This window comes from Hydrogenophaga sp. (assembly GCF_030656115.1).
Taxonomy (GTDB): domain Bacteria; phylum Pseudomonadota; class Gammaproteobacteria; order Burkholderiales; family Burkholderiaceae_C; genus Hydrogenophaga.
Genome location: NZ_JAUSOO010000148.1, coordinates 1 through 12,338 on the forward strand (window position 1 = coordinate 1; position 12,338 = coordinate 12,338).

Annotated in this window: 12 protein-coding genes; all 12 read right to left on the reverse strand. The window is 64.1% G+C overall.

The window, feature by feature from the left end:
• Positions 1-182: 182 nt before the first annotated feature.
• A complete protein-coding gene (locus Q7J58_RS19670) occupies positions 183-842 on the reverse strand; it encodes an HAD family phosphatase (RefSeq protein ID WP_304831395.1) in 660 nt (219 codons plus the stop codon).
• The gene (locus tag Q7J58_RS19675; protein ID WP_304831397.1) at positions 839-1,231 is read right to left on the reverse strand and encodes a YchJ family metal-binding protein; all 393 of its coding nucleotides are present in this window, start codon (positions 1,229-1,231) and stop codon (positions 839-841) included. Before Q7J58_RS19675 ends, Q7J58_RS19670 begins: the two co-directional genes overlap by 4 nt.
• Positions 1,228-1,659: a rhodanese-like domain-containing protein gene (locus Q7J58_RS19680; protein ID WP_304831399.1), complete on the reverse strand. Its 432-nt coding sequence runs from the start codon at positions 1,657-1,659 to the stop codon at positions 1,228-1,230. The genes Q7J58_RS19675 and Q7J58_RS19680 overlap by 4 nt, the downstream gene beginning before the upstream one ends.
• 116 nt (positions 1,660-1,775) lie before the next feature.
• Complete coding sequence (locus Q7J58_RS19685) at positions 1,776-3,236, reverse strand: potassium transporter TrkG (protein WP_304831401.1); 1,461 nt, start codon at positions 3,234-3,236, stop codon at positions 1,776-1,778.
• 8 nt (positions 3,237-3,244) lie between these two features.
• Positions 3,245-4,717, reverse strand: a complete 1,473-nt coding sequence (locus Q7J58_RS19690; RefSeq protein ID WP_304831403.1) for a potassium transporter TrkG — start codon at positions 4,715-4,717, stop codon at positions 3,245-3,247.
• 5 nt (positions 4,718-4,722) lie between these two features.
• Entirely contained in the window at positions 4,723-6,114 is a 1,392-nt protein-coding gene (gene trkA / locus Q7J58_RS19695; protein ID WP_304831404.1) for a Trk system potassium transporter TrkA, read from the reverse strand.
• A 55-nt stretch (positions 6,115-6,169) separates the two neighbouring features.
• Positions 6,170-7,300, reverse strand: a complete 1,131-nt coding sequence (locus Q7J58_RS19700; RefSeq protein ID WP_304831406.1) for an acyl-CoA dehydrogenase family protein — start codon at positions 7,298-7,300, stop codon at positions 6,170-6,172.
• Between the two features lie 180 nt (positions 7,301-7,480).
• Positions 7,481-7,873, reverse strand: a complete 393-nt coding sequence (locus tag Q7J58_RS19705) for a VOC family protein (protein ID WP_304831407.1) — start codon at positions 7,871-7,873, stop codon at positions 7,481-7,483.
• 16 nt (positions 7,874-7,889) lie between these two features.
• Entirely contained in the window at positions 7,890-9,080 is a 1,191-nt protein-coding gene (locus Q7J58_RS19710) for an acetyl-CoA C-acyltransferase (protein WP_304831408.1), read from the reverse strand.
• Between the two features lie 20 nt (positions 9,081-9,100).
• Positions 9,101-10,915 carry a bifunctional isocitrate dehydrogenase kinase/phosphatase gene (gene aceK / locus Q7J58_RS19715; RefSeq protein WP_304831409.1) on the reverse strand — a complete coding sequence of 605 codons (1,815 nt, stop codon included), beginning with the start codon at positions 10,913-10,915 and terminating at the stop codon, positions 9,101-9,103.
• Between the two features lie 24 nt (positions 10,916-10,939).
• Entirely contained in the window at positions 10,940-11,608 is a 669-nt protein-coding gene (can, locus tag Q7J58_RS19720) for a carbonate dehydratase (protein WP_304831410.1), read from the reverse strand.
• A gap of 76 nt (positions 11,609-11,684) precedes the next feature.
• Positions 11,685-12,338 (reverse strand): acyl-CoA dehydrogenase family protein (locus tag Q7J58_RS19725; protein WP_304831411.1); only part of this gene is annotated, 654 nt, incomplete at its 5' end.

Consider the following 12,338-nt stretch of genomic DNA (forward strand, 5'->3'; position numbering starts at 1 on the left):
CGGCTCATGATTTGCGCTCCACGCTTCCTTCCCACACTCGGTCGCCCTCATGCGGTTGCGCTTCGCTTCGCTCGTCTTGGTCAACTTGCGGCGGGACTTGCACCCGCAGGAGTGCGCCCATGCTGGGCGCACATGAAAAAAGGGCCTATCGGGCCCTTTTTTTCATGGTTTGCAGACCCGCATCAAGCCGGCCAGAAGCGCGCCAGTTCATCCATGTGGTGCAACACCCGCGCCACCGGCAAACCGGCAAACGCGCGGCCATGGCCTTCGGGGCAATAGCCCCATACGGTGGCGCCAGCGTCCAGCCCGGCGCGTGCGCCGGTGGCCGTGTCTTCAATCACCAGGCAGCGCGTCGGGTCGGCTCCCAGGTGGGCGGCGGCGGCCAGGTACACATCGGGCGCGGGTTTGGAGCGTGGCATGTCGTGGCCGCTGAAGATGCGGTCTTCAAAGTACGGCGACATGCCGGCCATGCCGATCTGCATCACCACTTTGGGCCGGTCGGCGCCCGAGGCGCAGGCGATGCGGCCCGCCGTGTGCGTGTGTGCGGCCACCACGGCGTGCAGCGCACCGTCCATGGCCCGCAGTTCGGCGCGCAGGCGCTGGTCGCGCCGGGCGTAAAAGGCGCGCATCCAGTCTTCGGTGAGCGGGCGGCCGGTTTCCAGCTCAATGCGGGCACGCTCGTCGCGCACCGCCTTCCCAATAAAAATCTGCATGCACTCGGCCTGGCTCAAGGCCCAGCCGGCCTCGTTGAGCATCTGGCGCAGCACACCGTTGGTGATGGGCTCGCTGTCCACCAGCACGCCATCGCAGTCGAACAACACAGCATCAAACCGTTCGCTCATTTCAGGTCTCCATCCACATACCACCAGCGCCCGCCCTCGCGCACGAAGCGGCTGTTTTCGTGCAAGCGCTGGCCGCGCCCGGCCACACGCGAGCGCGCCACAAACTCGACTTCGGCATGCTCGGCATCGATGGCGCGGTGGTTTTTCACCGCCAGCCCCAGCCATTTCACGCCAGGCTCCAAGGCCAGATCAGCAGGCCGGGAGCTGGCGTGCCAGCTGGCGGCCAGATAGTCCACCCGGCCCAGCACAAAGGCGCTGTAGCGCGAACGCATGAGGTGTTCGGCGTCGGGGGCGGGCGTGTCGTGGTCCAGAAAGCGGCCACAGCAGGCCGGGAAAGTGCAGGCTTTTCCGCGGGCATCCACCCGCCCGCAAGGGCAGGCCAGCGTCACGCCCGGGCCGCCTTGCTGCGCGCCTTGTGTGCCTCCAGCGTTTCGGTGGGCGCGCTCTGCTTCAGCCATTCGGCAAAGCCACCGTCGATGTGGGCCACGTTGGTCATGCCCATGTGTTGCAGCGCCTGGGTGGCCAGCGCACTGCGCCAGCCCGCGCCGCAAAACAGCACGAACTCTTTGCTTTCGTCGCCAAACACGGGCTTGTAATACGGCGATTCGGGGTCCACCCAAAACTCCAGCATGCCGCGCGGCGCGTGCAAAGCACCCGGCACCGTGCCCTCGCGCTCCAGCTCGCGCACATCGCGAATGTCCACGACTTGCAGGCTTGGGTCGGCGCCTAAACGCTCACAAACCTGCGCCACGGTGTAGGTGGTGATCTGCGCGGTGGCTTCGTCCACCAGTGCTCGAAATCCTTTGGTGATCGGCATGAAAGTCTCCTGTTGATACGGGCAGTTTATCGACGCGACAGCCGACACGCAGCCGGCGAGAAGTGCATCACCCCTTTGAGGGGATGACGCGCCGCAGGCGCGGCGCAGGGGTGGACTCATTTTCTCCAGAAATGCGCGGTGAACAGCACCAGCACCGTCAGCAACTCCAGGCGACCGAGCAGCATGGCAAAGGTCAGCACCCAGATTTGAAAGGGATGCAACCCCCCAAAGTTGCCGGCCGGCCCGACCGCACCCAGACCTGGGCCAATGTTGTTGACCGTGGCAACCACGGCAGAAAACGCGGTCACGATGTCCAGCCCGGTGAACAGCAACACCATGGTCAAGCCCATGATGGTGGCGCCGTAAATGAGCATGAAGCCGAGCACGGCCGTCATGACCGACATGGGAATGACAGCGCCGCCCAGCGTGACGGGGTTCACCACGCGCGGATGGATGATGCGCACCAGCTCGCGCCGCGCCTGCTTGATGAGCAAAATCATGCGCACCATCTTGATACCGCCACCGGTGGAACCGGCGCAAGACACAAAAGACCCCAGAAACAGCAGCAACACCGGTGCAAACACCGGCCACAACGAATAGTCGGTGGCCGCATACCCGGTGGTGGTGGCCAGCGACAGCACGTGAAAGGCACTGGCGCGCAAGGCCTCAAACAAGTCGTCGTACACGCTGTGCGCCAGCAGCAGCATGGCAATGAGCGCAATGGAACCCAGCAGCACGGCAAAGTAGGTCCTGATTTCGCGGTCGCTGGTGAGCGGTCTCAGCGAACGGCTGCGCAACACGATGAAATAGCGCATGAAGCTGATGCCGGCGAGCGCCATGAACACCACCGCCACCCATTCGATGGCGGGTGAATTGAAGTGGCCCAGGCTGGCATCGTGCGACGAAAATCCGCCCAAGCCCATGGTGGTGCACATGTGCATGAAGGCGTCGGCCCAGTCCATGCCGGCCCAGCGGTAGGCCAGAAAACACGCCCCGGAAAACAGGAAATACACGCCCCAGAGCCCGCGCGCGGTTTCGGCAATGCGGGGGGTGAATTTGGTGTCTTTCATGGGCCCCGGCGTTTCGGCCTTGTAGAGCTGCAAGCCGCCCAGCCCCAGCAAAGGCAGCACCGCCACCACCAGCAGCATGATGCCCAGCCCGCCAATGAGCTGCAGAAAACACCGCCAGACGTTGGCCGACACGGGCAAATCGTCCAGCCCCGACAGCGCGGTGGCACCGGTCGCGGTGAGCGCGCTCATGGCCTCGAAATAGGCCTTGGTCCAGGTGATGTCGGGCACGGTGAACATGAGTGGCACGGCCGCATACGTGGGCAGCACCAGCCACACCAGGTTGACCAGCATGAAGCCGTCTTTGGGCATGAGTTCGCGCCGGTGCCGCCGGGTGGCCCACCACAGCAACAAGCCGCTGGCCAATGTGATCGCAAAGCCTTTGGCCCAGATGAAGGTGTGGTGGTCCGCGTCCAGAAACCAGCCCCAGGCCAGCGGCACCAGAAAGGCCGAGGAAAACGCCACCAGAATGCGCGAGAGAACCGAGAGAACGGGCAGCAGGCTGTACATGTGTGAAATTACTTGCGCCAGAACCCGGGGGTGAACAGCACCAGGAAGGACAGCATTTCCAGCCGTCCCAGCAGCATGGCCAGTGAACAGACCCAGGTCTGGAAATCGGTCAGCCCGGCAAAGTTGCCGGCGGGGCCCACCTCGTTGAGCCCCGGGCCCATGTTGTTGACGCTGGCCACGATGGCGGTGAAGGCGGTGTCAAACGGCATGTCGGTGAGCAGCAGCACCATGGTCAGACCGATGATCACGCCACCGTACACCAGCATGAAACCCAGCACCGAGAAGATGGTGCTGTTGTCCACCGGGTGGCCACCCAGCGTGACCGGATGCACCGCGCGGGGGTGCACGATGCGGCGCATTTCCCGCCGGGCCTGCTTGACCAGAATGACCATGCGCGCCATTTTGATGCCGGCGCCGGTCGAGCCCGCGCTGGTGGCAATGCCCGACAGCATGATCATGTAAAGCGGCGCAAACACCGGCCACAGGGTGTAGTCCACCGTGGAATAACCGGTGGTGGAACCGATGGAAATGACATTGAACAAGGCCATGCGCAGCGCCTCCATGGGGTCGCTCTGGGTGCCTTTGACGAGCAGCAGGCCGGCCACAAAAACCCCCGATCCCACCAGCAAACCCACCGAGCCGCGCCACTCGGCGTCGCGCCAGATGCGCCCCGGCTGGCGCTTGGTGAGGGCCACGAAATACAGCGCAAAGTTGCAGCTGGCGATCAGCATGAACACAATGGCGACCCACTCCAATGCCGGCGACTGGAAATAGCCGAAGCTGCTGTCGTGCGACGACAGGCCACCCAGGCTCAGGGTGGAGAACATGTGCATCCAGGCGTCCAGCGGCGCCATACCCCCCAGCCAATACGCCAGCACGCAAGCCAGTGACAACAGGCAATACACGCTCCACAAGCCCTTGGCGGTTTCGGTGATGCGCGGCGTGAGCTTGGTGTCTTTCATGGGGCCGGTGGCCTCGGCCCGAAACAACTGGCTGCCGCCCACACCCAGCATCGGCAGAATCGCCACGGCCAGCACCAGAATGCCCATGCCGCCGAGCCACTGCAAAAAGCAGCGCCACAGGTTGATGGAGCCCGGCAGTCCGTCCAGCCCCACCAGCACCGTGGCGCCGGTGGTGGTCAGACCCGACATGGCCTCGAAATAGGCGTCGGTGAACGACATGGGCGAGGCCGTGCCTGAGAAATAGAGCATCAGTGGCAGGCTGGCGAAGAGCGGCAGCAGCGTCCAGACCAGGCCCACCAGCAAAATGCCGTCGCGCGACTGCAGCTCCAGATGGCGCCCCACGGCCCAGACCGCCGAGCGCATCAGCAGCCCACAGGCGAACGTGACCAGCATGGCCAGCGGGTACGCCGCCTCGGCCCCGTCATGGGTCCAGACCGAGACCCCCCAGGGAACCAGCAAGGTGAGCGCGAACACCATGACGATCGCCCCGAGCACGGGGAACACACGAAGGAACGGCATGGGGTTCAACCGAAGAAGGTGGCGCCAACCTGGAACAGCTTTTCGACCTCGCGCACCAGGCGCTTGTTGGGAATGAAAATGATGATGTGGTCGTCGGTTTCGATCACCGTGTCGTGGTGCGGCATCAGCACCTCGGACTTGCGGCCCTCACCGCGCACGATGGCGCCGATGCGCGTGCCCTTGGGCAGCTTGATCTCTTCCACCTTGCGGCCCACCAGTTTGGAGGTTTTCGCGTCGCCGCGCGCAATGCCTTCCAGCGCTTCGGCGGCACCCCGGCGCAGGCTGTGCACCGCCGCCACGTCGCCCCGGCGCAGGTGGGTCAACAGTTCGCCGATGACGGTCTGCGCCGGCGAAATGGCGATGTCGATGGTGCTGCCCTGCATCATGTCGGCGTAGGCGCGGCGGTTGATGAGCGCCATGACGCGGCCCGCCCCCAGCCGTTTGGCCAGCATGGACGACATTATGTTGTCTTCGTCGTCGCTGGTGAGCGCCAGAAACAGGTCCATCTCGCCCACGTTTTCTTCCAGCAGCAGATCTTCGTCGGCCCCGTCGCCATGCAGGATGAGCATGCTCGATGGCAACTGGCTGGCCAGGTATTCGCAGCGCTTTTGGTCTTGCTCGATGATTTTCACCTCGCACTGGCCCACCAGGCTGCGCGCCAGGCGCAGACCCACCTTGCCGCCGCCCGCAATCATCAGGCGCTGCACCGGCTTGTCGATGTTGTGAATGGCACCGAGCACGTAGCGGATCTTGCGGGTGTCGGCCAGCACAAACACCTCGTCGCCCGCCAGAATGCGCGTGGTTTTGGTGGCCTCCATTTCGGTGTCGAGCCGGTACAGCGCCACCACCCGCATTTCGGCATGGGGAAAGCGGTCGCGGAACTCGCCAATGGTGTGGCCCACCAGGGAGCCGCCGTGGGCCGCGCGCATGGCGATCAGGCTGGCGCGGCCGTCGGCAAACTCCAGCACCTGCAAGGCCTCGGGGTAGCTGATGAGCTGGTGGATGTAGCGCGTGACCGACTCTTCGGGGCAGATCACATGGTCCACGGCAAAGCCGTTTTTGCCCAGCAGCTCGTCGCCTTCCAGAAATTCGGGGGAGCGCAGCCGGGCAATGGTGCTGGGCACGTTGAAGATGTCGTGCGCCACCTTGCACACCACCAGGTTCGATTCGTCGGCAGCGGCGCAGGCGATCACCATGTCGGCGTCTTGCGCCCCAGCCTCGCGCAGCACCGAGGGCTGAATGCCGTTGCCCACCACGCCGCGCAGGTCCAGCCGGTCTTCCAGCAGCCGCAACCGCGCCGGGTCGTGGTCAATCACGGTGATGTCGTTTTGTTCGGAAACCAGGCTCTCGGCGACGCTCTCACCCACGCGGCCAGCGCCCAAAATGATGATGTTCATAAGGGCAGAATCTTACGCCTGCGGTGGCTCATCCCTGGCCACCGCGCCAGCCCGCTCAAGCCAGGGCGCGTTGGATGATGATCTTTTGCACGTCGCTGGTGCCTTCGTAAATCTGGCACACCCGCACGTCGCGGTAAATGCGCTCGACCGGGAAGTCGCTCACGTAGCCGTAGCCGCCAAACACCTGAATGGCAGCGGAGCACACTTTTTCGGCCATTTCGCTGGCGAACAGCTTGGCCATGGCGGCCTCTTTCAGGCAGGGCTGGCCGGCATCGCGCAGGGCGGCGGCGTGGTGCGTGAGGGCGCGCGCGGCTTCAATTTGCGTGGCCATGTCGGCCAGCCGAAAGCCCACCGCCTGGTGGTTGAAGATGGGCTGGCCAAAGCTCTCGCGCTCCTTGGCGTATTGCACGGCACATTCAAACGCACTGCGCGCCATGCCAATGGCCTGCGAAGCGATACCGATGCGCCCGCCTTCGAGCGCGCTCAGGGCAATTTTGTAGCCCTCGCCCTCACTGCCGATCAGGTTCTCGGCGGGGATGCGGCAGTGGTCAAAGTTGATCTGTGCCGTGTCGCTGCTGTGCTGGCCCAGCTTGTCTTCCAGCCGCGCCACCACATAACCCGGGGCGGTGGTCGGCACGATAAAGGCGCTCATGCCCTTCTTGCCCGCGCCCTTGTCGGTCACGGCAATCACAATGGCCACGTCGCCGTTTTTACCGCTGGTGATGAACTGCTTGACGCCGTGGATGACGTACTCACCGCCCTCTTTCACGGCCGTGGTGCGCAGCGCCGAAGCGTCAGACCCCACATGCGGCTCGGTCAGGCAAAAAGCACCCAACATCTGCCCGGCGGCCAGCGGGCGCAGCCATTGTTCTTGCTGCTGCGGGTTGCCGTAGCGCATCAAGATGGCGTTGACCGGGCAGTTGGTGACCGAGATCACGGTGCTGGTGCCACCGTCACCGGCGGCAATTTCTTCCAGCACCACGGCCAGGGTCACGTAGTCCAGCCCCGCGCCGCCCAGCGCCTCGGGCACGCAAATGCCATAGGCGCCCAGCTCGGCCAGACCCTGGTGCACGTCTTTCGGGAAGTGGTGTTCCTTGTCCCATTTCGCGGCGTTGGGCCAGAGCTGTTCCTGGGCAAAGGCGCGCACGGCGTCGCGGATCATCAATTGGTCTTGGGTCAGCAGCATGTTGTGTGTCTCGTTGGTTGTTTGAAAGTTTTGCCAGCGCTCGACATGGTGGCACGGGCGGAATCGATCACGCCAGCCCCACAGAGCGCCACATCCAGCCGCAGCAGCTCGTCACCCGGGTCACGCAGGCGGGCCAGACCTGCGTCGTCTCGCGTGGAGCGCCCATGACCGGCCCCGCGTTCATGGCGGTTCGTGGCAAGCCACGGCCAGCTTGTTGCCATCCGGGTCCCGGAAGTAGGCACCGTAGTAGTGGGCATGGTATTCGGGGCGCAACCCGGGCGGTCCTTCGCAACGCCCACCCTGCGCCAGTGCTTCGTGGTGCGCCGCGTCCACAGCAGCGCGGCTGCTGGCCATAAAGGCCGTCATTTGCCCGTTACCCGGTTGGTGCGCTTCGCCGTCGCGCGGATGCGCAATCACGAACAGCGGACGCTGCCCGCCCGCCGTTTGCCAACCGGCCCATGGCCGCTCAGGCTCGCAAAAACGCCGTGTGTGGCCCAGACACGCCATGACCGCACTGTAAAAACGCAGGGCGCGATCAAAGTCGGACACACCGACGAAGACATGGGACAGCATGCTCGGCCCGTCTGTTTCAAACCAGCTCAATCGCCATGGCCGTGGCCTCGCCGCCGCCAATGCACAAGGTGGCAACGCCCTTCTTGCCGCCTCGCGCCTGCAAAGCGTGCAGCAGCGTCACCAGAATGCGCGCACCGCTGGCACCAATGGGGTGACCGAGCGCGCAGGCGCCGCCGTTGACATTGACCTTGTCGTGCGGGATCGACAGCTCGGTCATGAGCGCCATGGGCACCACAGCGAAGGCTTCGTTGATCTCCCACAGGTCCACATCGCCCACGCTCCAGCCGGTCTTGGCCAGCAGCTTCTGCGTGGCGCCCACGGGCGCGGTGGCGAACCAGTTGGGTTCCTGTGCGTGCGTGGCGTGGCCTTGGATGCGGGCCAGCGGCTTCAGGCCTTGCGCCAGGGCGGTGGACTCGCGCATGAGCACCAGCGCGGCGGCACCGTCGTTGATGGACGAACTGCTGGCGGCGGTGATGGTGCCGTCTTTCTTGAAGGCGGGCTTCAAAGAGGTGACCTTGTCGAGCTTGACCTTGCCCGGGCCTTCGTCCACCGACACCACACGCGCGCCGCTGCGGTCTTTCACCGTCACGGGCGCGATTTCTTGGGCAAACGCGCCGCTCTCGGTGGCGGCCTTGGCGCGCGTCACCGAGGCGATGGCGAACGCGTCTTGCTGTTCGCGGGTGAAGCTGTATTTGGCGGCGCAGTCTTCGCCAAAGGTGCCCATGCTGCGGCCAGCTTCGTAGGCGTCTTCCAGGCCGTCGAGCATCATGTGGTCAAAAATTTTGTCGTGGCCCATGCGGTAGCCACCACGGCCTTTGAGCATGAGGTAAGGCGCGTTGGTCATGCTTTCCATGCCGCCCGACACCATCACGGTAGCGCTGCCGGCCAGCAGCATGTCGTGTGCCAGCATGGTGGCTTTCATGCCCGAGCCGCACATTTTGGACAGCGTGACCGCACCAGCGGAGAGCGGCAAGCCGGCTTTGAGCGCGGCCTGGCGTGCCGGGGCCTGGCCTTGTCCGGCCATGAGGCAGTTGCCAAACAGCACCTCGTCGATCAGCGCTTTGTCCACGCCGCTGCGCTCGACCGCCGCCTGGATCGCGACGCCGCCCAGATCGTGGGCGGACTGGGAAGCAAAGTCGCTCTGGAAGCTGCCCATGGGGGTGCGGGCGGCGCCGACGATGACGATGGGATCGGTGTGAACAGTCATGGGAATCTCCTTGGAAAAGGTCAATCGAGAAGGGCCTTGTCGGCTTGAATGTGAAAGCGCCTGTCGCGCTCGTAGGGGAAAACGTCGAACACATGGCCAGCGGCAATGCGTTCTTTCTGCGACTGCCAGAAGTCGCGGTCGAGCAGGTCGGCGTGGTGTTGCATGAACACCGCGCGCACCATCGGGTTGCCCAGCAGGAAGGGGCCAAAGGTCTCGGGGAACACATCGTGCGGGCCCACCGAATACCAGACCTCGCCCGACATTTCGTCCTCTTCGTTGCGCGGTGCGGGCACGCGGCGAAAGTTGCAGTCGGTGATGTATTCGATCTCGTCGTAGTCGTAAAACACCACCTTGCCGTGGCGCGTGATGCCGAAGTTTTTCCACAGCATGTCGCCGGGGAAGATGTTGGCGCCCACCAGGTCTTTGATGGCGTTGCCGTACTCCACCACCGCCCGCTCAATCTGCTCGCGCCCACGCGCCGCATCCGGGCCGGCGTCGAAGGCTTCTTGCAGGTACATGTTGAGCGGGATCATGCGGCGCTCGATGTAGCAATGCTTCAACACCACTTCGATGTGGCCGTCACCGTTGCGGTCGCTGATCTCCAGCTGGCTGGGTGCGAACTTTTCAATCTCGGCGATCAGCTCGTCGGTAAAGCGGTCGCGCGGAAAACCCACCTCGGAAAACTCCAGCGTGTCGGCCATGCGGCCCACGCGGTCGTGCTGCTTGACCAGCAGGTATTTGCCACGGATTTGCTCGCGCGTGGTGTCTTTTTGCGGCGGGTAAAAGTCTTTGATGACCTTGAAGACGAACGGGAAACTGGGCAGGTCAAACACCAGCATCACCATGCCCTTGATGCCGGGGGCGATGCGGAACTGGTCGGTGCTGTGCCGCATGTGGAACAAAAAGTCGCGGTAAAACAGCGTCTTGCCCTGCTTGGCCAGGCCCAGCGCGTTGTAAAACTCGGCGCGCGGTTTGCGCGGCATCATGCCGCGCAAGAACTGCACGTAGGCACTCGGAATCTCCATGTCCACCATGAAGGTGGCGCGCGCAAAGCTGAACAGCATCAGCAGGTCGTCTTCACCGAACAGGGCGGCGTCGATGACGAGCTGGCCCTGCTCGCTGTGCAGAACCGCCAACGCAAACGGCACCTCCTGGAAACCGTTGATGATCTTGCCGACCACATAGGCGCCCTTGTTGCGAAAGAACAGGCTTGAGAGCACCTGAAACTGGAAATTGGCACGCAGCTTCACATGGTCAAACTGCGGCTTCATGGCGGCCAGCACCAGGTGGGCGTCGCGCGCCAGGTCTTCAAACGGCACGCTCAGGCCAAAGTCTTGCAGCATGCGCAGCAGCTCGGCCTCCATGTTTTGCGCCGTGGGGTAGTAACAGCGGTAGGTGGGCCGGGCCTGCGGCTCTTCGTTTTCGATGTATTCGGTGGACACCGCCGGGCGCACAAAAATGAAGTCGTTCTGAAAATAGGCGCGCTGCAGAATCTTGGTGCTGACCGAGTTGAAAAACGTCTCGGCCAGCTCGGGCTGGTGGTGGTTGACCAACAGGCCGATGTAGTGCAGCTTCACCTGCTCCCACACGTCCATGGGCTGCTGCTCGGCCTTGAACTCCTTGCGCAGCCGCTTCACGCACTCGTTGACCCGCAGGTCGTAAAACTCGATGCGTTCGCGCTGCGCCCGCTGCTGACCGTGCCAGTCGCGGGTTTCAAAACGGTGCTTGGCGCGCGCCGACTCGGTACGGAACAACCGGTAATGGCGGTTGAAGCCATCCATCATGGCTTTGGCGATGCCGTAGGCCACGGTGGAGTCGAGTCGCTGGGGAAACATGGCGGAGGTTGCGCGGGCGTTGCGTCAGAGCGATGCGCCCCGGCGCTTGGCGGCCACACCGGCCAGCGCCGCCTGGTAGATCACATCCAGGCCGCCGGAGCCACCCACGGTCATGAGCATGTCGCGCAACAGGCCGTCGCTCAGGGCGTACACCCAGGCGTGCAGCGTGAGCGACTGGCCGCGGCTCCAGGCGTCTTGCACCACCGTGGTCTGCGCCACGTTCATCACCTGTTCAATGGCGTTGAGCTCGCACAACACCTCCACCCGGTGTTCAGGGGCCGTGGCGACCAGCAGCGCGGCGTGCCGGTCGCGCACGTCCTTGATGTGGCGCAGCCAGTTGTCGGCCAGCCCCACGCGTGTGTCGTTCAGCGCGGCCTTCACGCCGCCGCAGCCGTAGTGGCCCACCACCATCAGGTGCTTCACCTTGAGCTGGTCCACCGCGAACTGGATGGTGGACAGGCAGTTCAGGTCGGTCGGCACCACCACGTTGGCCACGTTGCGGTGCACAAACACCTCGCCCGGCGCCAGACCGGTGATCTGGTTGGCGGGCACGCGGCTGTCTGAGCAGCCGATCCACATGTACTGCGGGCTTTGCTGGGCCAGCAGGTCGGTGAAAAAGGTGGGCTTGTCGCGAACCATGGCCGCGGCCCATTCGCGGTTGTGGTCAAACAGGTCTTGCAGCGAGGCGCTCATGGGGAAATCCGGTGGTGTTGAAACGGTGCCGCCATTGTGGAACAAGCCCGTGGCGGCCAACCCTTCAGCCAACGGCTCAGCAGGTCTCGGCAAACAGCTCGCGGCCGATCAGCATGCGGCGGATTTCGCTGGTGCCCGCGCCAATCTCGTACAGCTTGGCGTCGCGCCACAGCCGACCCAGCGGGTATTCGTTGATGTAGCCGTTGCCACCAAAAATCTGCACGCCTTCACCGGCCATCCAGGTGGCTTTTTCGGCGGTCCACAAAATGACGGACGCGCAGTCCTTTCGCACCTGGCGCACATGCTCGGTGCCCAGCAGGTCGAGGTTCTTGGCCACGGTGTAGGCGAAACTGCGGCCCGCTTGCAGCACGGTGTACATGTCGGCCACCTTGCCCTGGATGAGCTGAAATTCACCGATGCTCTGGCCGAACTGCTTGCGGTCGTGGATGTAGGGGATCACGTTGTCCATGACCGACTGCATGATGCCCAGCGGCCCGCCGGTGAGCACGGCGCGCTCGTAGTCCAACCCGCTCATCAGCACCTTGGCGCCCATGTTCAGGCCACCCAGGATGTTCTGCGCCGGCACTTCGACGTTGTGGAACACCAGCTCGCCGGTGTGGCTGCCGCGCATGCCGAGCTTGTCGAGCTTCTGCGCAATGCTGAAGCCGGGCATGCCTTTTTCGATCAGGAAGGCGGTGACGCCGCGTGCGCCCATTTCGGGTTCGCTCTT

Coding starts and splice junctions, on each gene's coding strand:
- Q7J58_RS19685 (WP_304831401.1), bottom strand. CDS start 3,236: ATGTACAGCCTGCTGCCCGTTCTCTCGGTTCTCTCGCGCATTCTGGTG.
- Q7J58_RS19690 (WP_304831403.1), bottom strand. CDS start 4,717: ATGCCGTTCCTTCGTGTGTTCCCCGTGCTCGGGGCGATCGTCATGGTG.
- Q7J58_RS19710 (WP_304831408.1), bottom strand. CDS start 9,080: ATGACTGTTCACACCGATCCCATCGTCATCGTCGGCGCCGCCCGCACC.
- Q7J58_RS19705 (WP_304831407.1), bottom strand. CDS start 7,873: ATGCTGTCCCATGTCTTCGTCGGTGTGTCCGACTTTGATCGCGCCCTG.
- trkA (WP_304831404.1), bottom strand. CDS start 6,114: ATGAACATCATCATTTTGGGCGCTGGCCGCGTGGGTGAGAGCGTCGCC.
- aceK (WP_304831409.1), bottom strand. CDS start 10,915: ATGTTTCCCCAGCGACTCGACTCCACCGTGGCCTACGGCATCGCCAAA.
- Q7J58_RS19680 (WP_304831399.1), bottom strand. CDS start 1,659: ATGCCGATCACCAAAGGATTTCGAGCACTGGTGGACGAAGCCACCGCG.
- Q7J58_RS19670 (WP_304831395.1), bottom strand. CDS start 842: ATGAGCGAACGGTTTGATGCTGTGTTGTTCGACTGCGATGGCGTGCTG.
- Q7J58_RS19700 (WP_304831406.1), bottom strand. CDS start 7,300: ATGCTGCTGACCCAAGACCAATTGATGATCCGCGACGCCGTGCGCGCC.
- can (WP_304831410.1), bottom strand. CDS start 11,608: ATGAGCGCCTCGCTGCAAGACCTGTTTGACCACAACCGCGAATGGGCC.